This is a genomic window from Fimbriimonadales bacterium, assembly GCA_035559795.1.
Lineage (GTDB): Bacteria > Armatimonadota > Fimbriimonadia > Fimbriimonadales > ATM1 > DATMAR01.
This window is the reverse complement of record DATMAR010000012.1, coordinates 397,540-418,509: the sequence shown is the minus strand read 5'-3', so window position 1 is coordinate 418,509 and position 20,970 is coordinate 397,540. Positions and strand designations below refer to the sequence as shown.

The window sequence follows — 20,970 nt, the reverse complement described above, 5'->3', positions numbered from 1 at the left end:
AAAACAATGAAAAAAATCAGTATCTTTAGACGACTGCTCTGGCAGGGCATGCTCTTTGCAGTCCCCGTGTTGTTCCTCATCGGCTTCGCTATGCGCCCTTCTATTTCGGAAGGTTCGCAAGGCGGTTACGACATCAACGAGTCTATTGCGAAACTGAAAGCCATCGGTAAGGCGTTGCAGATTTACCGTGCGGAATACGGCTATCTGCCTGTCGAGCAACGAAAGAACTATAGCGATGCTGGGTTACCCCCGTTCCTATCGGATGCTTTGATGGACTCCGGTTTCGCTTGGAGTGTGCCAAAAGATACGTTCTATTTATCGCACCCCAACGACATGCATCAGGGAAAGTGCTTGAGTTTCACGCAGTTATACGTGGACTCTATGGAGGATTACGAATCCTCTTATGAATACAAAAAATATGGCGACCTACGAGAGTTGTATGCAAAGCGTGGAGAAGCACTACCCATTCTGATGGACTTCAACATGTTATCCGGGAAGGAAATGGCGGAGATGACGAAATTTCCGGTTTTGATTCTCCGTTTGAATGGCGAAGTCGAACAAGTAGAGTATTTGCGTGACAAGCCTTTTGAAATCTACAACAGGTAGGTAAAAAATGAGAAGCTATGTACCGATTTTAGGACGCAAAATGAGATAACCATAGGAGAATAGAAATGAGTTTAGATGAGAAATTACAGGCTCTCGAAAAAGAACTTGCAGTGCTCAGGCGGCATCATCGTCGAATGGTACTGCTCTTCGCCATCACCATCCTTGTTGCTATCGGATTTGCCTCGTTTGCAACACTCCGAAAAGAAACTGCCGTTCAAAACATAGTGAGAGCAGAACGTATCGAGGTCGTTAAAGATGGTGAAAAGTTCGTGGAACTTTTTGTAGGTAAATCCGGCGGGAGTATGAATATCTTCAACACGAACAGGAAATCTGTTGCGCATTTTACGACGACACCGACAGGTGCAGGAATAAGCATATGCACCAAGGACGGAGTGCCGGCTGCAAACATGGTTGCATACCCCGAAGGAGGGAATGTTGCCATCTACAACAAGGAAGGAGAAGTGATCGGTACCTTGTTCGCAGAGTCTGAAGGTGGGAAGCTCGCTCTCGGACCTTCGCAAGATGGAGTTTGGTTCGAGGCACCTGAGAAAAAATATCAGAAGAAATAATTTTGTAATCTCGCGCTGACAAAACGACTTAGCGCTTTCGGGGCATGAAGAGTTTAGCCTCCGATTTGGCTCATGCCTCGCCCTCTGACTTTTTGTCCTTCGGCTAAGTAATGACGCTCCGGTTTGTGCTGAACGACGAGCAAGATGAGTTCCGCAATCGCCTCGTTGCTTGCACCCGACCGCAAGGGAGTTCGTAAGTCTACTTCTCCATCCGACATCAAACAAGGACGCAGTTGTCCATCCGCGGTGAGGCGAAGACGATTGCATCGTTCGCATAAATCATTGCTAATCTGACTGATGAATCCGATGGTTCCTTTCGCATCGCGCAATCGGTACGTACGAGCCGGTCCGTTCGTAGGAATTTCTGCGGGGAATAAATCACCGAGAGCATTCTCAATGCGTGTTTTGACCTCTTGGGAGGGTATGAGCATTCGTCTCATCTGCACGTCGTCGAGCATATGATTGTCTTGTGCTTTGCGCAAGTAAAATAAGCCTTTGCCGTCGCGCAGTTCGCGAAGAGGATAAAAACTCTCCGTGTCATCCAAATTCCATTGAATCGGCATAAGTTCTATAAATCGCACGTGAATTTCTTCATCTAGCGTCCATTTTGCGAAATCCACGACCTCGTCGTCATTCACTCCTTTCATCAAAACGCAGTTGATTTTTATGGGGTTTAGTTTTGCCCTCTTCGCGGCTTCGATACCTTCGAGAACTTTTTGCAAGTCTCCTCGTCTTGCGATGCGTGCGAATTTTTCTGGAGCGAGAGTATCGAGGCTAACGTTTACGCGATTCAAACCGGCACGTGCTAATTTTTCTGCCATTTCGGAAAGCAAGTAACCGTTCGTAGTGGAAGAGATGTCGATAATTTTAGGATGTTTGCGAATTTGCGTTATTAATTCCGGTAAGTCTTTTCGGATGAGAGGCTCCCCCCCTGTAAGTCGCACCTTCGTAATTCCCAGGTTCGCGGCGATATGAACCACCCGTGCAATCTCTTCGAAGGTGAGAAGTTCTTCCTTCGGAGAAACGGGATATCCTTCTTCCGGCATGCAGTAGATACATCGAAAGTTGCACCTGTCGGTAACGCTTACGCGTAGATAGTCAATCGTTCTGCCGAAACTATCCCGCATGGACAAACTCCGAAAGAATATTCGACAACTTGAAGGCTATTTCTCCGTTGCTCACGATTCTGTCCGCTCCTGCTTCTTGCGCTCTTTTCCATAATTCTTTCTCTTTATGACCTGCGAAGGCGATGACAGGAATTCCAGCGTCTCGCAATGTTTGTATCATCTCGAAAGGGGAAAAAGAGGTCTCTGCAAGATTTACGATTGCTAAATCGCCTTGAGGGCTGGGGCTTTCCGAGCGAATAGTTTCTACGTCATGACCCAACGACCGAATCGTTTTTTCAAGTCTACGCGACCAAAGTAAATTGCTGTCTGCGATAATTACTTTCATAAGAGCATAAGTTGTTCGACAGGTGTGCGATTCAAGAGATATCCTGCGACTTTCGGGAACAAATAGGGACCGAGATAAAGATAGCCTACGAGCAACAACAGTGTCGGAACGATGAACCACTTCAAGACGATCAACAGCAACCGCAGTAAGCCTCTGCTCACAGAAGTAGTCTACCTGTTCGGTTTCTGTGAAAGAATCACGTTTTGAAATGCCTGCGGCAAAGGCATTTACGTTGCGTTTCTCGGCGGTAACATTTCGGCATGGTAGAGCGGATTCGGGTGGTGGTTGCGGATAACGAAGAGTCTTATCGAAAAGCCTTTCAGCAGGTGCTCTCCTGCCAGCCCGACATCGAATTATTAGAGCTGGCGAGGGATGGCATCGAAGCTACTAGGCTTGAGGAGGAAAAGGATACGGATGTTTTGCTCAAAGACATCGAGATGCCTCGGATGGATGGAATCGAATGCATTTGGCAGTCGGTTAAACGAAAGCATGATGGAGTCCCAGTAATTCTCACAGTTCATAAAGAGGAGGAAAATGTGCTTCAAGCGATACGAGCGGGGACAAACGGTTATTTGCTAAAAACGAACACATCGGAGGAAGTCGTGATTACGATTCGACGTATCGAGTGTTTGCAGTTTACAGAAAAAACTGTGAAAACTCACGTGGGCAATATATCGAAATCTCTTTATGCGAATAGTCGCACGGAGGTGGCGATGAAAGCGGTACGGGAGAAGTCGATATGAAAACTTCCATCGGATTTCTTTCGATTGCGCATCTTCATGCATATTCTTATATTCATGTGTTGAAACAAACCGAAGACGCAGAAGTAGCAGGCATATGGGACCACGATTTCGAGAGAGGAGAAAAGTTAGCCGATCAATATCAAGTGCCTTTTTATCGCGATAGGGAAGAGTTAGTGAAGAAAAGCGACGGTGTGGTTGTTACGAGCGAAAATATCTATCATTTAGAGCTCGTGGAAGTCGCTGCACGATACGGAAAGCCGGTTCTTTGTGAAAAGCCCATCGCCGTAAACGAAGAGCATGGGAAAAAGATATTGTCTTTAGCGCACGAGACAGGAATTCCTTTGATGACTGCATTTCCTTGTCGCTATAGCCCGGCGTATCAGCAGATGAAAAGGTACGTCCTGCAAGGAAAATTGGGGAGAGTTTTGGCTGTGTGTGCGACGAATCGAGGAATGTGCCCCGGAGGTTGGTTTACGAAACCAGAACTTTCAGGTGGGGGGGCGATGATGGACCATGTGGTGCATGTGGCTGATCTTTTGAGAGATTTGCTGGAATCGGAACCCATCAGTGTTTTTGCGCAAATAGGAAACAATCTCTATCGACAGGAATGGGAGGACACTGCAATCCTTCACGTGCGTTTTGCGAACGATGTGTTTGCCACGCTCGACTCGAGTTGGTCGCGTCCACAAAATTACAAAATATGGGGAGACGTGATGATGAATGTGGTCGGGGAGGAAGGCGTCATCGAAGTGGATTTGTTCAATCAGGGTTTCGAGATGTATCGCACCGACCCCAATCGCTACTCACTCGTGAGTTTCGGAAGTAGTTTGGACCGAAATTTAATCGGCGATTTTCTCAAGGTAGTGAGAAGGGAGAAGGATCCACCGATAACGGGCTTCGACGGCTTACAGGCTGCTCGGGTGGCATTTGCAGCGTATGAAAGTGTGAGACGCGGCGCTCCCGTGGAAATCGTGGAGTAGATTTCGTCAGCCTTTGAAGACATTTCCCGAAAGCGAAAGGAAATTTTGTGACTATAATAAAAAGAGTCTTTGTTATTGGACATGTCGGATAACGAAAAGCAGGAAAATTCGCAAGACCCGAGCGAGGATATTTATCGCACGCAAATCGGCGCCGCGCCCAGCATTCAAGTTACGCAAACGATAAAGCCCGTTCAGTGTCCTGTTTGCAAAACTTTCAACGCAGCGGGAGAAGCGTTTTGCGTGGAGTGCGGTTTATTGTTTTCCAGCGCTTTGCCGGAGGATGCTTTCGGCGCACCCGCTGTGAAGTTGCCCTGCTTAGTCGAAGAAAATGGGCGTGAACATTTCCTCCAACCGGGAAAGAACCTTGTCGGGAGAGAAGGTGATGTTTTTCTATCCGATGGGCGTGTGAGCCGAAAGCATGCGGAAATAATTTTCGAAAATAACACTCTGATTCTTAAAGACCTCGGCAGCACGAACGGCACATTCGTAAATGGCGAGAAGTTAGAACCGAACGTCCCGAGACAACTCAAACATGGAGACAAAGTGGAATTCGGTGGTGTTCCTCTTACCGTTCAGTTTCCAGAGGAGATGTCGGAAGAAGTTCCACCCCCTTTACAAACGCAAACGATCGAGAGTCCTTTACGAGGAGAAGAGCCGCCTGTAGCATTTTTAGTTTCGGGAGAAAATGAATTTCCGATTAGAGCGGGGGTGAATACGATTGGTCGTCGTTCTGAAAACGACATCGTAATCAGCGACCCTTATGTTTCTGGATTGCACGGCAAAATCGAGGTGAAAGGGGAGGAAGTTTGGTTCACGGATGTCGGAAGCACCAATGGGAGTTTCTTGAACGGGTCGAAAATCCCCCCCCATGAACCCGTGCGAATTCGACCGGAAGACGAATTACAACTCGGAAGTTCCGTCTTTCGGGTGCGCTTTGCAGAGAAAGAGAAAAGCGAGATTAGCGAATGAGCGAAGAAATCACGGCGGAATTTTCGACAGAAGAACTCACACAAGCGCCTGCAGAACTTCGCGTACGTCCGAAAATCTCTCTCGCGTGCAAAACCGATTTAGGACGAGTCCGAGAAAATAACGAAGACAAGTTCGAGTTCTATATCCCCGAAGACGACTATCGGCTGGCGACACGGGGGGCGGTATTCGTAGTTTGCGATGGAATGGGGGGGCATGCGGCAGGACAAATTGCGAGCGAACTTTCCTGCAAAACGTTTATCGATGTGTATATGAATCATACGGCACCTGAAATCGAAAAGGCGGCAAGAGCCGCCATCGAGGCGGCGAATCGTTATATCTTGGATATGTCGAGACAAATTCCATCGAGAAGCGGAATGGGCACGACGTTGAGCGCATTGGTGATTTGCCAAGACCGCGGGACGATAGCCCATGTAGGAGATTCTCGAATATATCGTTTGCGTCATGGTGTTTTAGAACAATTAACCGAAGACCACACTCTCGTGAACGAGCAAATCAAAGCGGGCTTGCTTTCTCCGGAACAGGCGATGTGGCATCCGTATTCGCATGTGCTCTCTAGAGCAATCGGTGTCGAAGAAAATATCGAACCGCAAATCGAAACATTCGACTTGGAAGAGAACGATATTTATCTCCTTTGTACGGATGGGTTGACGAATCATGTGCCCGACGAGGAAATCCGAAACATCTTAGCGAATCATTCTCTATCCGAAGCGGCATGGAGATTGGTCAATTCCGCGCTGACTGAGGGGGGGCGGGATAATTGCACTGTTTTGATCGTGAGAGTGGATGAATTGACCGAGGTTGGCAAAGGGTGATTCGCTCGAAGAGTAACCATAGAACATAAGTCGTAGGAGCGCCGTGAGGCGCGATTTTTCCGATCTGCGCATAATTTGAAGAAAAGCCTCAACAGCAGGAGAGGATAAAAAACAATTACGTTCCCAAACAGAGTTTGGAATATAAACATGTCAAAAGCCTCAACTGCAGGAGCAGTTGAGGCATGAAATGCGAAAATATCTAATAACTTCAACTGCAGGAGCAGTTGAGGCATGGAAAATCATTTCTTGAAATGAAATGCGATAGGGATGATTCGAGTTACTTATTTATTCTTTTCTATCGATGATGTAACTTGCAATCTCTTTCAAAAGAGTCGCATTTTCTCCGAAATTCTGGATGATTTTCAACGCGTTTTCGAATATTTCTTTCGCCATACGAGTAGATTCGTCTATGCCCAGTAGAGCAGGATACGTCGCTTTTTTTCGTTCTCTATCGCTTTTCGTAGGCTTTCCGAGTCGTTCTTGGTCCCCTTGTTCATTCAATACATCGTCAATGATTTGAAAAGCCAAACCAATACGTTCACCGAATTCTCGCAAAGTGCGAATCCGAAGATCGGTTCTATCGAAATCCCGTTCCTTCGAGGCGAGTCCGAATATCGCGCCGATTTCACAAGAGGCGGCGATTAAAGCTCCGGTTTTTTTCTCGTGAATTCTTTTGACGTCTTCGAGTGTGACAGGAGTGTTTTCAGCGAGGAGGTCGAGCGTCTCCCCCCCCACCATTCCTTGCGTTCCGGCAGCCTCAGCAAGCGCGGATATTGCAAGAAATCGTGCCTTTTCTGGTGCGTTCATTCGAGCAATCGTTTCGAACGCCAAACTGAAAAGTCCGTCTCCAGCGAGGAGGGCGATTGCTTCTCCGAATACGACGTGACAAGTCGGTTTTCCTCGACGCAAAACGTCGTTATCCAGCGCAGGCAAATCATCATGCACTAAGGAGAAGCAGTGCACCATCTCGATTGCACATGCCGCATCGAGGGCCTCCTCGAGCGCCCCTCCGAGCGTTCGGGCGGACGTCAGGCAGAGTAACGGTCTAATTCGTTTCCCTCCTCCCAACACTGCATATCGCATTGCTTTATGAAGTTGTTCGGGCGGGATTTTTTCGGAAGGGAGGAGTTCTTCCAGGCGTCGTTCGATTTTTTCACGAGAATCCTTCGCGAATTCGGGCAATGTCACGAATCACAGTTTATCGCCTCGCAGAGCCATTTTTATTTTGTGGGCTATATTTACACTCGTGGCAAAAATTCGTCCATTTCTCGCTTATCGCTTTAGTGAAAAGGCAGGAGACCTCGAAAATTTGGTCGCTCCGCCGTATGACGTGATTTCGCCGGAGGAGCGTGAACGCTTAGCCGCCAAAAGTCCCTATAACACGGTTTGGCTGACGCTTCCGGAATCGCTTCCTGATGATAGAAGCAAGTTCGTGAAATACGCTCGGAGTTCTTCACGCTTAACCGAATGGAAGCGAGAGGGAATCCTGAAAGCGGAAGAAAAGCCTGGCCTCTACCTCTATCTGCAAACTTTCACAGACCCGTTGACGAATCGTCGTCTAACGAGGCAGTCGTTGATTACTTTGATGAAGCTCGAACCCTATGAGAAGGGAATTGTGTTGCCTCATGAGGAAACTTTCCCGAAACACAAAGAAGACCGTCTTCGCCTTTTGGAAGCCACTCGCACACATTTGGAATGTATCTACGGTTTATATCAAGACGAAGAAATGAATGTCGAAAAAAATTTATATTCGGCACCCTTCGAGACGGTTGCTGTGGTTACGACGGAAGATGAGATTCACCACGAGTTGAAGCGTTGCACCGATCCGGATGCGATCGAGAGAATTCAAAAAGCGATGCAACCCGAGAGAGTTTGGATTGCCGATGGACATCATCGTTATGAAACGGCATTGAATTATCGCGCTCAGATGGGCGAAAGAAGCGAGGAAATCGCAGAGGATTACATTCTGATCGCGCTATCGAGTATGCGCGATCCTGGCCTCGTCATTCTTCCTACACATAGGATGATAAAGCATATCGAAGTGTCTCGAAACGAAGCACGCCAACGTTTGCAAACTTATTTCAATGTGCGAGACGTAGCAATGAACGAACTTCCGGAGGAGGTGAGAGCACACAACGCTCCCGATACGCGCGTGTTCGGAGTCGCGATGCAAGATCCAGTTGCTTGGTTAGCGACGCTCGAAGAGCCGGAAGCCGTTCTCGAATGGATCGAAGGAGACGCAAGCGATACATGGAAAATGCTCGACGTTACGATTGCTCATGAACTGATTCTCAAAAGAGTGTTCGGCGTAAAAGATACGGAAGGGATTGCTTATACACGCAGTGCGGAAGAAGCGTTGGAATCCGTTCGTAAGAAACTGTACGAAGTAGCGATATTAATGAACCCGCCTTCCGTACAAACGATGCGCATCATCGCAGAGGGGGGGGAAAAGATGCCACAAAAATCTACGTATTATTATCCGAAACTCTTGAGTGGTTTAGTTTTTTGGTCTTTAGAAAACTTTTGATTTTCGAATGAGAATTCTTCTCACGGGTACAGGTGCTGCGGATGGAGTTCCCGCAATGTTCGCGGATAGTGAGGTTTCGGAATACGCTCGAACGCATGGCGGAAAAGAGATGCGTTTGCGTGCGAGCGCTTTGGTGGACGATGTGCTTCGCATAGATTTTCCAGCGGATACCTTAGCGCAAATTCATCGCTTCGGTTTGCGAGCGAAAGATTGGAAAGCGATTTTGATTACTCATTCCCACGATGACCATCTTGATGTCAAAGAATTGCAATATTTTCTCCCCCCCTTCGTTCCGTTAGAAATTCCCCGTCCTGTAATTTATGGAAATGAAGCCGTGTTAAAAGTTCTTGGAGAAATGTATGGCGAAGGATTTCAGAAAAAAGAATTGAAATCATTTCAGAAAGAAGAAATTTGTGGATACGAGGTCATCCCGATACGCGCTTATCATAAACTCGACGAAGAGAGTTTGAATTTCTTGATTCGAAAAGATGGAAAAACCTTACTTTATGCAACCGACACGGGTTACTATCAGCAAGAAACGTGGGATTTTCTAAGAGATTGGAAGTTGGACCTAGCGATTATGGAATGCACCGATGGATTCGCTCCGACGGAATATTGGGGGCATTTATCTTGTGAGGACTTTCTCCGCGTGGTGGAAAAGATGCGACAGTTGGGATGCGTTTCAGAGAAGACGAAATTCGTGACGACTCACCATGCACATGCAGGGATGGCTACGCATAAGGCTTTGGAGGAATTCTTTTTACCGCATGGAATCGATGTAGGCTTTGACGGAATGCTACTCGAGATTTAGGAAGAAAGTTTTACGATTTATTACGGATTTCGCTTGTAGGGGCGCTGTAAAGCGCGATTTTTCCGACCGTTAGAATAACCTCGACAGAAGGAGATCGAGATACGCGTTCACAAACAGAGTTTGGGAACGAGAAAATTTTTTCTCGAAACCCTGTGACTTCTAAGTAGGAGCGTCAAGAGGCAAAAATCCGGTTGACTTGTTTTCGAAAATACCCTGTTCCCAATTGGAAGAAAGCGAATTATTCCGGAAAGAAATGGTAAGTGAAACAGGTTCCCCTTGCGAAGCAGGGGGAACCTTATGGAGGGGGGTTATATGCATGCCCAAACAGAGTTTGGGAACGAGAGAAACTAAAAAAGATTTCACTGCGTCCTCGAGGGTCCTCCCCCCTCTTCGCTACGCTCGAAGGGGAACAAGATTCATTCATCAGCAGGGAAAGATGCTCCGCTTCTAAATACGCTCTCGAAGTCTTTTTCGAAAATTTAAGAGGCTTTTTCGCCCTTTCTTTCGTCTTTTCGGGCAGAAAGGCTTTTTTGCCCCACTCGAACGCGCGAAGGGAGCGTCGTTTTGCGGCTTCGACGCTCCCTCATCATTTCAATACGTCAAAGTGCATTCGAATTTACTTTGAGGAAAGCCAGATGGTGAAGCGGTTTACGTCGGCTCTTCTTTTGGGATGTATTCACATTTTGAAAAAATAACGCAGCCGAGGGTGAGGGAAATTATCGTGACGAGAATTAGCGTGTTCCAAGCGGTAGTCTCACCTATAGTAGTAGGATTCAAGAGCGCGATAACTTCCGTGACGTCGCTCGCTCCGACTGGGGTGTGTCCTGCAATTGCACGAACGTGAGCCATGATGGAGAGTTTTTGCACGTCGCCTGAAAGCATCCATATCCAACTTTCCAACCCGAAGACGTAAATTACCATAGGAAGCACAGGCCTCGTGAGTAAAACGGAGAGCAACGAACATACAGCGCAGTAGGTAATCGAAGCAATGGGAATAGCAATCAAATCCCGCTGGAGTTGCGAATTAAGAAAATCCCCCCCGTACAATATCAAAGCCGTGAGAAACGCGCTAAACATCATCGAGATCGTTACGAGGGTCGTTGCTCCTAACCATTTTGCAAGAAGGAGTTTTGCTCTCGGAACGGGGTGCGTTAGAAGATAAGGAATCGTTTTTGCAGTAACTTCGCTCGAAATGATGCTCGAGGCGAACAAAATCGCTAAAATCACTAAACAAAACGAATATCCTCCCAATTGAATAATCAGGGAATAAGTGTTCGAGCGATTCGTGTCGTCCGCTAATGTCCGAACCAGTAAAGCGAAAAAGGGAGCGACGAGGCTTACGAGCAACGCTGCAATCGTTTTACGCAGGCGCGTGTTTTCCCAAAAAGACCAGGCGTACAATTCTAAAAAACTCATTTTTCCACCAAATATCCGAACACCGCTTCCAAATCGTTATCGGGCGAATAAAAGTCTTTGATTTCGATTCGATGATCTAAGACGATGTCGGCGAACTGTGAATAGAAAGCGTCGGGTTGCGTCGTGCGAAGATTGAGTTCTGTCGGATCGTTTCGGTTGAATTCCAAGGAAAGCACAGAAGGAAGTTGGATGAGAAGAGGTCCTAATCTGCGCGCTTCATCTACTTTTAAACGGATTTGATGAGGATGACGGTCGATGAGCGAACGAATTTCACGCACGTCACCGCGCGCCAATAACCTACCGCGATGGAGCAAAAGGATATTTTGCGTGAGCGCTTCGACTTCGTAAAGGATGTGACTACTCACGATGATGATTTTGTTTTTCGTGGCTAATTCTTTCAGCAAATCCGAAATGTGCCTTCTTCCTACTGGGTCCAATCCACTCAACGGTTCGTCGAGAACGAGGAGTTCTGGGTCATGGATGAGTGCTTGTGCGATTTTGATTCTTTGTCGCATGCCTTTCGAGTAAGAGGCGATTTTGCTATCTGCTCGCTCCGACATCCCTACGAGATTCAAAACCTCTTGTGTTGCTCCATGAACACGCGATGCTGGAATCCCCGACATCCTCCCCATGAGCGAGACGAATTGTCGTCCGGTCATATCTTCGTAAAAATTATCTGTCTCAGGGCAATATCCGAGTTTGCGAAAGATTTCGACATTCGCAAAAGGAGTATCTCCCCAAACTCTTATCTCGCCTGTCGTCGGTCGAAGTTGTCCGGTGATCAGTTTGATGAAAGTGGATTTCCCGGCTCCGTTTTGCCCTAAAAGAGCAGTAATTCCCGTTCCGATTTGGCACGAGACATCGTTCAGTCCGATGACTTGCCCATACCATCGAGAAGCATGAGTCGCTTCGATCATCCTTGTACTACCTCGACTGCTCTAATTCTCGAAAATGCTAAAAGGAGACTTACGACGATACAAACGATATACACCGCAAACAGGGGGGGGAATTCGGGAAGGGAGGGAATTTCGAGCCCCGAACGAAAATCGAACTCCGCGGGAGCGGAACCGATTACATGGTAGCCTAATCCTGAAAGTATCCCCAAAAGACTAAGATGGCGCAAGGTGAAGGCTTGGGGATCTGACATGTCGACTACGTCTGCGACGATGTTTACGGCTGCATCGGTGAAAAATACCAATGCGATATAAATCACCCCTACGACCCACGGAGTTTTATTCCATGCGGAAATCCCGCACAACATCGAGGCGTGGAAAGCAGCAGGAATTGCGGCAAGCAAGAAAAGCTTGAGGTGTAACGTAGGATGCTGTTTGAAAAATTCGACGACTCCTTGGTCGAGCGCAGCATAGGTGATGGCGAGGAAAGCAGGCAAGAACACCACTGCATAAACAGGGATAAAAATGGACAACCATTTTCCAACGAGATAATCGAATTTCGTAATCGCTTTGGATAAATAAATTTGCAAGGCATTTGCGCGATTGTCTGCTGCGATGCTACCAGCACCAACGAGCATAGCGAAAAACATCACTAAAAAGACAACGAAACTCCCCCCGTAATACTGCGCAAACGTCGCTTCTAAGGGAATTTTTATTCTTTGGAATTCTCGAATCGTTTGCGTAAAGAACAAATTGATAACCATGATGAGGTAGGGAAGTGCGCAAAAGATTGCGAGTGTCCAAAAATTCTTCTTGCGAATGTTCATTCTCAAGCCGTTTTTGGTAATGCTCCACCAACGTGTGGCGGACAATGTTTTCGGCCCGTCGTAGTTTCGATAACTGAGGTCTGCGATGCGTGTGGGTTGGCTCATTGTAGTGCTTCTAAGTGTAGTGCTTCTAAGAATGCATCTTCGAGGGTTCTTTGGGCTTGGCGCAAACTTCGCACCTGCGCTTTCGAATTTTTCGCAGCGAGAAAAATTGCTTGCGATGCACTGGGGATACCATCCATGAATTGGATTCTATAAGAGTGCGAAAGTCGGCTGATGACTTTTGCGCCGAATTTTTCGATTTCTCTTTCGAAGTCATCCGATGGTTCTTTCAGTTCGATATCGTATTGCAGCGCTGATGTTTTGCGGATGTTTTCGACCGTGTCTTTCGCTCGAATTTCCCCTTTTTGCATGACGATGACGTAGTCGCAAGTGCGTTCGATGTCCGGAAGTAAATGGGAGGACAAAAGCACATTTACACCTTTTCCATGAGAGATATCTTTGATGAGGGTAAGCATTTCCTCTCTTCCCGCAGGGTCGAGCCCGTTTGTCGGCTCATCGAGAAAGAGGAGGTGCGGACCATGAACGAGTCCTTGTGCAAGCTTCGCTCTTTGCTTCATTCCCGTGGAATAGGTGTCTATGAGGCGGTAACGCGCTTCGCCTAATCCTACGTAGTCCAGTACTTCATGTGCTCTGCGCATCGCTTCGGAGCGCGGCATTCCGCAAAGCTCTCCGCAGTAAGCCACGAATTCGACCGCTGTAAGACCTGGGATGTAGCACTCCGTTTCCGGCATCAGGCCGACGTTCATTCTTACAGTAAGAGGCTCGTGGAGAATGTCGTAGCCGAGGACTTTCCCTGACCCGGAGAAAGGGGTAACAAAACCGAGCATGGCTTTGATGAGTGTGGTTTTTCCGGCACCATTGGGTCCCAAAAGGCCGACGCACCCTTCAGGAATTTCACAAGATAGATTGTTGACAGCGGTTACCTTATCGTATTTGACGGTAAGCGAGTCCAACTCCGCTATAGCCATGGAACAAGATAGTATACGCTCATTTCGGGGCGCTGGTTTAAGGTGTTATCTGAAGATAAACTGTCTCGTAAGATGAGTGTAATTATGATTCGAGAAGAGCGACTTTTTCAACTGTTCCGCGACCTGTGTCTTATCAATAGCCCGCCGCTACAAGAAAGAGATTGTGTACTTTTTGTACGCAACCTTTTAGAGTCCAAGGGTCTTTCGGTTTGGGAAGATAACGCTTCCCAAAAAATCAATGGTAATGCAAACAATTTATATGCGAAGTTGCCGGCGAACCAAGCGGGCATTCCGGGAATTTTTTTCTCTGCGCATTTCGACACCGTAGAACCCACGGAAGGATTGGTCATCGAAGAAAGAGATGGTGTTTTTTATAGCAATGGGAAAACTATTTTAGGCGCAGATGATAAAGGGGGGATGGCGCCGATTCTCGAAGCCGTTTTCGCGATACAAGAGTCGGATATTCCTCACGGAGATATCTTTTTAGTTTTAACCTGTGCGGAAGAAATCGGATTGAAAGGGGCATATGCATCGGATTTCAAAGATGTGAACGTTTCTTATGGATTCGTTTTCGACACAGGTCCTCCTGTTGGTTCGTTCGTTTCCCGTGTCGGCACGCATGACAGGTTCACAGCTCGAGTCATCGGGAAGCCTGCGCACGCGGGCAAGGACCCTGAAAAAGGAATCAATTCGATTCAAATTGCATCCGTGGGAATCGCAGCCATGAAATTAGGAAGAATCGATGAAGAAACCACGGCGAACATCGGAACTATTCGGGGGGGTACGGCGACGAATGTCGTTCCCGCTGAAACGGTGATGACTGGAGAAGCGCGGAGTTTCGATAAAGAAAAACTTCGGCTTCAAATCGAGCATATGGTAACTTGTTTAGAGAAAGCGGCGCAAGATGGTTCGGCGATTGCTGAAATCGACGTCGAAAGAGCGTATGAAGGATACGAACATGATAAAAACTCGAAAGTCGTGCAAGTGGCACTGCAAGCCGCGCGCCGTTTGGGATGGAATTACGACCTCCGCTCGACTTTAGGCGGGAGCGATGCGAATGTTTTCAATTCTCGAGGAATTCCAACCGTCGTTTGCGGCACAGGAATGGAAGAGATTCACACGCACCAGGAACATATATCGAAAACGGATTTAGTAAACTCGGCGAGGCTTGCGATAGAAATCGTAAAGGTATCCTCGGAGATACGATGATTCGAAAAACTACATGGAGCATCTTCATTTTGTTTGCGCTCGGAATGTTTTCGTGCAACCCTCAGCCTGAAACACAAAAGACCGCACAGAATGAAAATTCTCGCAATGCTTTCCTTCCACCTCGGCCTTTAGAACAGCCGGAGCAGAGAAAGCGATTGACTCCTTTGGGCTCCTATCGAAAAGGAATTGTGGAAGTCAAAAACAAGCACGTCCGTGTTTACATAGCGGATAGCCCCGAAAAACAGCAAGAGGGATTGATGTTCGTAAAGCCTCATGAACTCGGGCAAGACGAAGGGATGTTGTTTATTTTCACGGACGATACGATACGCGCTTTTTGGATGAAAAACACGGAAATCCCTTTGGATATCGCATTCTTAGATAAAGGAGGAAAGATCGTGCGCGTTTATACGATGAAGCCTTATGATGAATCTTCTTATTCTTCGGATTACCCTGTGCGATATGCGCTCGAACTCCACGCAGGATGGTTGGAGAAAAACAGTGTGAAAGAGGGGGATACGGTAAAGCTCGTCAAGATTCGTTAGACAAATTCCAAATCGTTTTTCCCGATGGAAATTTTTTGCTCCATTCTTTTTCTCCGATTCGCACGATTAGGGTGAAGGTCTTATCCGTTTGCACTTCGAGGGAAGCCGATGAGGTTTTATGCTTTCGAGGCAAGCAGATAAGACTTACCGTGCAATCCGCAAAACGAAGTTTCAGGATTCCGTGCCTATCGGTTCTGCGAAGATTCCACATTACGATTTTTTTCTCTGCGTTTACTCGAATCCCTATCACCGCTTCGATGAGCCCAGCAATCGTCATATATCCTGCTTCCAAGGAATCCGTTTCTGCTAAAGGGGAATGGCTTCGCGTTTCCGCTCCGTATTCGCTGTAGAGAAAGTGATTCTTGCCGGCATCCAACTGCATGAATCGGAGAATTCTTTCTGCGAGAGTTCCTGCCAATTCGTTTTGTCCGCATTCCAAAAGCGCTTTGAGAGTGAGATATTGAAAAAGTGGGCGACATTCCTCGTCGGCACGAAATGCTGGGTCGCTTTTTGCAACGATGGGAAGCGGCATTTTCGTTCCGAATTTATCGGAATCGAGAAAGGCTTTTTTAAGCGAGGGATGCTCCACAGATAGATTTCCTCCGATGCCCCCCCAAAAAGGAACGAGAGACAGCCGTTCTGTTGGCTTGCCCTCTTTGTCTTTTCCTCTATAGCAGCCCGTTTCTTTATCGAAAAGAGCGGCTAATCGTGCACGGTATTCTTCAGCGCTTTTTCGCAAAGCGCTTTCCGCAGGGGAAGAGGAGGCTTTTGCGATTTTCAACAAAAATTCCTGACTGAGCAAAAGCAAGCCCAGCGATTCTGAAGACTCTTGAACTGCAGGGGGGGTCTCCACATTAGGCAATGGGGAAAATCCGGATGGCAGATATCCACCTCGATTCTGCAGAAAAATTTTTTCGTAGAGACGATGCCGAAGAGACACCGACGGCAGAATCATAGAGAGAAAGGTTTTGTCTCCTGTTATTTCGTAAAGGCTCCATCCAGAAAGCGGCGCGAGAGGAAGACCATAGGCGACTCCTTGCCGAGAGCCATCGGAGAGTAACACAACATCAGGTGAAGTTCCGTCTGGGGAAATCAACCGCAGTGCGAAATTATATGTTTCGATGCAAGGATTCGCCCTCCACCCCCAACGCGCATAAAGAGGGAGCGAAATAGCCTCTTCGAATGAAACCCTTCCCTTCGGGGCGAGAAATCGGGGGGGGAAAATCGCAAGGCGAGTTTCTTCGACGACAGCGCTTTGAAGAAGTTCCCAGGATTTCCAATAAAGTTTTTCGAAGCCAGGGTCGGCTTCTAAAACGGGAGCAGGAGTGCCCTCTTTCCACCCCATTTGAGATACGAAAGCGAGAAAACTTAAAAAAAAGACCACTTTATTCGTTAGACGACGAGGTATTCCGAGAGTTTTTTACTTGTTTTGCCTGCTTATAATTACTCAAGGAACGCCTTTAAATTGCTAAAGAAATCGAGGATGAAGCGAGCGATTGCAATGCGCATTCCAAATCGTTCAAATCAAATACCGGAATCGCTCCTAATTTCGCAAGAGCGGTATTGCCCGAACTCGGCGTCTTTCCCATAAAAACAAAAATCGGAGAAAGCCGCATGCGTTTTGCATAAAGGGCTCCTGCCCACGCTCCCCCTTCCCCGAAACGGCTGCTTACGACGAGAACCGCATGAGAGGCGGCATAAATCCATCGGTTGCGTTCTAAAGCCATGAGCCTGTCGAAAACCTCTGCTTCCGGGTTCGCCGTTATGAGACCGGATGCTCTAAAGGGAAAGCCGTTTTCTCCTCCAGGCAGAAAGTGGACACCAGTACCATTTTGGGATATCGCTCCAGAGACTCCGAGCCTATCTGCCCCTTTCGCTCCTCCAGAAAATACAACCCAACCTTTTTCGGCTGCGAACATGCCTGCTCGATAAGCAAACTCTTTTTCTTCTCCCGTAAGATTTCGGCTTCCCACGATTCCAATAGCAGGCTTTGAAATATCCGAGTTCCTCTCTGCTAATTTCTTTTCGAACAAAAGCGGAGGGAAGCCGCGAGGCAAAGCGGTGCGAAGCCTGCGAGGGAATTTGGGAGAAGGGGAAGGAAGCGGTACCCAACCCCTTCGCTCCAAATCGGAGAGCTTTTTGCGAGCCTCTTCTTTTAGGGTGTTGTCTTTTATGAGCGCTGCGGCATCTCGCAGAAAGCGGCTTTCCAAACGAGCGATGAATTCTTCTTCGGTGCTGGCTTCGTTCCAACAGCCAACGACCACAGAGCCAAGGCGAGGATGCAAAGAAACCAACTGCCGCCCCTTCCATTTGAAAAAGAGCATCGAAAAAAGCAGCCCCGCATCCGAAGAAAGCATTTTAGGTTTTATATATCATTATCATGCTCTTTTTCAAGAGGAAGTAAACTGCTTTTCCAGTAAAATGCAGTGAGAATCGCCCTTTGAACTTTTTAGAAAAAGAGAGAGACTTTCATGTTTAAATATCCACATATCACGGAAGAAAGAATCGCGCAGTTCATTCGAAATGAACTCGAGCCCGAAATTCTTACGAATTTTTCCGATTTGCGTTTAGAATTTTGCGCGGGCTCTTGCTCGAAGCAACCTCCGAAAAACGAAGAATTCGTAAACGTAGGGAAAGGTTTTCGCTGGGGTTTTCCTTATCAGCGTGCATGGTTTCGCGCAACCGGGATGATTCCGAAATCGTGGGCAGGGAAGAACGTCGTTGCGCAAATCGAAATAGGGACGGAGGGAAATGTTTGGAAAGGGAATACCATAGTGGGCGGGATAGATCGCGCGCATCCTTATTTTCGAGTGACAGAAAACGCAAAGGGGGGGGAGAAAATCGAACTTTATATTCGCGCTTACGGGGGGAATCCAAATGTCCGTGTGCACGGGAAAGCCTCTTCCGAAAGGAAAGAGGGGAGTTTCGAAATCGGAGAAACGCGGCTTTGCGTGTTCGATTCGGAGTTATGGCAGTTTTATTTGGATTGCCGCTTCGCTTATCTTCTCATGAAGGCTTTTCCTGAAGAGGATGTGGCGAGAGCATGCTTGAGATGGGGGTTGAACGAGGCGATTAATTTATACAAATCGGAAAAACGCGAAAATCTCTCTTTCGCAAGTAAAGCGGTAAAGGAGGCTTTGAGCCAGAAGCGTGTGGACAGATACCACAAACTTACTCCTGTAGGTCATGCTCATTTGGATACCGCTTGGCTTTGGCCCATAGAAATCACGAAAGAAAAAATGGCGCATACGACGGCGATACAACTCGCGCTCATGGAGCAACATCCAGACTATGTCTTCGTGCACAGCCAAGCAGAACAATATCAATGGCTCGAAGAAGAGTATCCGAAACTTTTCGAGAGGGTGAAAGATAAAATTGCAGGGGGGCAATGGGAGCCTTTAGGTAGCACATGGGTCGAGCCGGACACGAATATCCCTTCGGGGGAATCTTTGGTAAGGCAAATCCTTTATGGGAAACGATACTTTTTACAAAAATTCAACATCGATACGAAAGACCTTTGGCTCCCCGATTGTTTCGGCTATTCCGGAGCCTTACCGCAAATTTTAGTCAAATCCGGAATCGAATATTTCGTCACCCAGAAACTCTCTTGGAATCAATTCAATCCTTTTCCGCACACGAATTTCTGGTGGCAGGGCATTGACGGCTCACGAGTGCGTGCACATCTCCCCCCCGCAGATACTTATACAGGGAATGCCGAACCCCAGCAACTGCTTCGTCATATTCATAAGAATAAGGATTTCCCCGCATGCGGCTTAGGGCTGTATATATTCGGTCATGGAGATGGGGGGGGCGGTCCTACGGAGGAGATGATAGAGTTTCTGAAACGCGCATCGCGCTCTCCGGGAATGCCGCAAATCGAATGGAGGAAGGCATCGGAGTTTTACGAAGAAGCGAAATCGAAATGTCAGAACTTGCCCGTTTGGGTGGGAGAACTTTATTTCGAATTGCATCGCGGTACCTATACAACGCAAGCGAAGACGAAAAGAAACAACCGGTTCGCGGAAATATTGCTCAGAGATGCGGAATTGCTCGCTTGCTTCGACCCAGAATATCCCATTTCCTACCCTTCTGAAGAACTCACGACGTTGTGGAAGAAAGTGCTACTCAATCAATTTCACGATATCCTGCCAGGTAGCAGTGTTCGCGAAGTTTACGAGCAAAGCGAAAAGGACTACGAAGAAGTTTTTCAAAAAGGTGAAAGCATTATCGAAAATTCTTTGAAAAAAATTTCAGCAGATTTCGACACTTCGCATTGCAACAAGCCCGTTGCGCTTTTCCAATTCTCTCCTTGCGTTACGGAAGCACGAATGATGCCTCCGAAAGGGTTCGTTCCTCAGTCTATCGTTTGCGAAAATCAAGCGCTGCCGGTGCAATTGATCGAAGAGTTCGGGGATAAGTTTCTCGTTTTTCCTTTGCCAGAAGCGGCGATGGGCAAAGTTGCACTCGCAGATTTAAGTACAGACTCCCCCACCATTCTCCCCCGTTTAAATATTCGCCCGAGAAGAATCGAAAACGAATTTTGGACTGTGAGACTCGACCAGCACGGAAACATAACGAGTGTGGTTTCTGCAGAAGACGGTACGGAGTACATCGCTCCAGGGGCATTAGCGAACGTCTTCCAAATTTTCGAAGACAAACCGCTCGGGTGGAGCGCTTGGGATGTGGATATCTTTGCATTGGAAACCGGAAGAGATCTATTGCGAAGCGATAGAGTTGAAATTGTCGAAACTGGACCGGTACGTGTGGCGATGGAAATCGAAAAACGATTCGGAAATAGCCGACTCGTTCAACGAATCAGTTTAGGACCAACACCGGGAATTCGTTTCGACACTTGGGTGGATTGGCACGAAGAGGAAAAAATGCTCAAGGTTGCGTTCCCTGTAAATATCCATTCTGACAGCGCGAGTTTCGAGATTCAATTCGGTCATGTCGAGCGACCTACGCACCGAAACACTTCGTGGGACATCGCTCGCTTCGAGGTTTGTTGCCAGAAATGGTTCGATATCAGCGAAGGGGATCAGGGTGTGGCTTTGTTGAACGATTGTAAGTACGGCTGTGATGTTTTAGGTAATGTTTTGCGATTAACGCTTTTACGAGCGCCGAAAGCGCCAGACCCAGAAGCAGATATGGGAGAGCACCGATTCACTTATGTCCTTTTTCCGCATTTCGGTACGCTCCCGTGGTCTGGAGTGGTGCATGCCGCTTATGCCTTGAACAGCAAATTGCGCTATTGCTTTCTGGAAAAGCAAACGGGAAATAATACAGCGCAAGAGCGTTTCCTTTCGTGCGATGATAGAAACATCGTAATCGAAAGCGTTAAAAAGGCGGAGGATTCTTCGAATTTGATTGTTCGCATGTACGAATGCCACAACGCGAGAGGCAGAGCGGAATTGAGATGCGCGAAAAGTTTCCGAACTGCATATCTTTGCGACTTGATGGAAAACGACTTGGACGAGTTGGACGTTTCGGACAACGCCGTGATTTTCGATTATAAACCCTTCGAAATCATTACACTCAAGTTGGTATTAGAGAAGAAATAAA

The 20,970-nt window shown here is 47.4% G+C and carries 21 protein-coding genes; 11 read left to right on the top strand and 10 right to left on the bottom strand.

The window, feature by feature from the left end; genetic code table 11:
- The first annotated feature begins 6 nt into the window (after positions 1-6).
- Both VNK96_09010 and VNK96_09005 read left to right on the top strand, forming a co-directional pair.
- Positions 7-606 carry a hypothetical protein gene (locus VNK96_09010; protein ID HWP31841.1) on the top strand — a complete coding sequence of 200 codons (600 nt, stop codon included), beginning with the start codon at positions 7-9 and terminating at the stop codon, positions 604-606.
- A 65-nt stretch (positions 607-671) separates the two neighbouring features.
- Entirely contained in the window at positions 672-1,175 is a 504-nt protein-coding gene (locus VNK96_09005; protein ID HWP31840.1) for a hypothetical protein, read from the top strand.
- 53 nt (positions 1,176-1,228) lie between these two features.
- Here the strand turns inward: VNK96_09005 and moaA are convergent, their stop codons facing one another.
- The 3 genes from moaA to VNK96_08990 are packed head-to-tail and all read right to left on the bottom strand — an operon-like array spanning position 1,229 to position 2,767.
- The gene (gene moaA / locus VNK96_09000; GenBank protein ID HWP31839.1) at positions 1,229-2,302 is read right to left on the bottom strand and encodes a GTP 3',8-cyclase MoaA; all 1,074 of its coding nucleotides are present in this window, start codon (positions 2,300-2,302) and stop codon (positions 1,229-1,231) included.
- The gene (locus VNK96_08995) at positions 2,292-2,627 is read right to left on the bottom strand and encodes a hypothetical protein (protein HWP31838.1); all 336 of its coding nucleotides are present in this window, start codon (positions 2,625-2,627) and stop codon (positions 2,292-2,294) included. Before VNK96_08995 ends, moaA begins: the two co-directional genes overlap by 11 nt.
- The gene (locus tag VNK96_08990) at positions 2,624-2,767 is read right to left on the bottom strand and encodes a hypothetical protein (protein HWP31837.1); all 144 of its coding nucleotides are present in this window, start codon (positions 2,765-2,767) and stop codon (positions 2,624-2,626) included. The genes VNK96_08995 and VNK96_08990 overlap by 4 nt, the downstream gene beginning before the upstream one ends.
- A gap of 120 nt (positions 2,768-2,887) precedes the next feature.
- Here VNK96_08990 and VNK96_08985 point away from each other — a divergent pair, with 120 nt between their 5' ends.
- The 4 genes from VNK96_08985 (at position 2,888) to VNK96_08970 (ending at position 6,152) form a co-directional block, all read left to right on the top strand.
- Positions 2,888-3,370: a response regulator transcription factor gene (locus VNK96_08985; protein ID HWP31836.1), complete on the top strand. Its 483-nt coding sequence runs from the start codon at positions 2,888-2,890 to the stop codon at positions 3,368-3,370.
- Positions 3,367-4,350, top strand: a complete 984-nt coding sequence (locus VNK96_08980) for a Gfo/Idh/MocA family oxidoreductase (GenBank protein HWP31835.1) — start codon at positions 3,367-3,369, stop codon at positions 4,348-4,350. The genes VNK96_08985 and VNK96_08980 overlap by 4 nt, the downstream gene beginning before the upstream one ends.
- 81 nt (positions 4,351-4,431) lie before the next feature.
- A complete protein-coding gene (locus VNK96_08975; protein HWP31834.1) occupies positions 4,432-5,319 on the top strand; it encodes an FHA domain-containing protein in 888 nt (295 codons plus the stop codon).
- Positions 5,316-6,152, top strand: a complete 837-nt coding sequence (locus tag VNK96_08970) for a Stp1/IreP family PP2C-type Ser/Thr phosphatase (protein HWP31833.1) — start codon at positions 5,316-5,318, stop codon at positions 6,150-6,152. The genes VNK96_08975 and VNK96_08970 overlap by 4 nt, the downstream gene beginning before the upstream one ends.
- 285 nt (positions 6,153-6,437) lie before the next feature.
- On the opposite strand, the gene VNK96_08965 is transcribed toward VNK96_08970, so the two are convergent.
- On the bottom strand, positions 6,438-7,340 hold the full coding sequence (locus VNK96_08965) for a farnesyl diphosphate synthase (GenBank protein ID HWP31832.1): 903 nt from the start codon (positions 7,338-7,340) through the stop codon (positions 6,438-6,440).
- 58 nt (positions 7,341-7,398) lie between these two features.
- On the opposite strand from VNK96_08965, the gene VNK96_08960 reads away from it, so the two are divergent.
- Positions 7,399-8,679 (top strand): DUF1015 domain-containing protein, encoded by a 1,281-nt coding sequence (locus VNK96_08960; GenBank protein ID HWP31831.1) that lies wholly within the window; start codon positions 7,399-7,401, stop codon positions 8,677-8,679.
- Positions 8,680-8,686: 7 nt separating this feature from the next.
- Complete coding sequence (locus VNK96_08955) at positions 8,687-9,490, top strand: MBL fold metallo-hydrolase (GenBank protein ID HWP31830.1); 804 nt, start codon at positions 8,687-8,689, stop codon at positions 9,488-9,490.
- 648 nt (positions 9,491-10,138) lie between these two features.
- Here the strand turns inward: VNK96_08955 and VNK96_08950 are convergent.
- From VNK96_08950 to VNK96_08935, 4 genes are read right to left on the bottom strand one after another with little or no spacing between them, the layout of a single operon-like run.
- Entirely contained in the window at positions 10,139-10,906 is a 768-nt protein-coding gene (locus VNK96_08950) for an ABC transporter permease (protein ID HWP31829.1), read from the bottom strand.
- Positions 10,903-11,823, bottom strand: coding sequence for an ABC transporter ATP-binding protein (locus VNK96_08945; protein HWP31828.1), 921 nt, complete (start codon positions 11,821-11,823; stop codon positions 10,903-10,905). The genes VNK96_08950 and VNK96_08945 overlap by 4 nt, the downstream gene beginning before the upstream one ends.
- Positions 11,820-12,731 (bottom strand): ABC transporter permease subunit, encoded by a 912-nt coding sequence (locus VNK96_08940; protein ID HWP31827.1) that lies wholly within the window; start codon positions 12,729-12,731, stop codon positions 11,820-11,822. Before VNK96_08940 ends, VNK96_08945 begins: the two co-directional genes overlap by 4 nt.
- Positions 12,728-13,657, bottom strand: coding sequence for an ABC transporter ATP-binding protein (locus VNK96_08935; protein ID HWP31826.1), 930 nt, complete (start codon positions 13,655-13,657; stop codon positions 12,728-12,730). The genes VNK96_08940 and VNK96_08935 overlap by 4 nt, the downstream gene beginning before the upstream one ends.
- Positions 13,658-13,741: 84 nt before the next feature.
- On the opposite strand from VNK96_08935, the gene VNK96_08930 reads away from it, so the two are divergent.
- Together VNK96_08930 and VNK96_08925 are read left to right on the top strand one after the other, a co-directional pair.
- A complete protein-coding gene (locus VNK96_08930; protein ID HWP31825.1) occupies positions 13,742-14,866 on the top strand; it encodes a M20/M25/M40 family metallo-hydrolase in 1,125 nt (374 codons plus the stop codon).
- Positions 14,863-15,408, top strand: coding sequence for a DUF192 domain-containing protein (locus tag VNK96_08925; protein HWP31824.1), 546 nt, complete (start codon positions 14,863-14,865; stop codon positions 15,406-15,408). Before VNK96_08930 ends, VNK96_08925 begins: the two co-directional genes overlap by 4 nt.
- On the opposite strand, the gene VNK96_08920 is transcribed toward VNK96_08925, so the two are convergent.
- A complete protein-coding gene (locus VNK96_08920) occupies positions 15,395-16,792 on the bottom strand; it encodes a hypothetical protein (GenBank protein ID HWP31823.1) in 1,398 nt (465 codons plus the stop codon). The genes VNK96_08925 and VNK96_08920 overlap by 14 nt on opposite strands.
- 76 nt (positions 16,793-16,868) lie before the next feature.
- A complete protein-coding gene (locus VNK96_08915; GenBank protein ID HWP31822.1) occupies positions 16,869-17,732 on the bottom strand; it encodes a DNA-processing protein DprA in 864 nt (287 codons plus the stop codon).
- A 147-nt stretch (positions 17,733-17,879) separates the two neighbouring features.
- Between VNK96_08915 and VNK96_08910 the strand changes: the two genes are divergently transcribed.
- Positions 17,880-20,969 (top strand): alpha-mannosidase, encoded by a 3,090-nt coding sequence (locus VNK96_08910; protein ID HWP31821.1) that lies wholly within the window; start codon positions 17,880-17,882, stop codon positions 20,967-20,969.
- Position 20,970 lies beyond the last annotated feature (1 nt).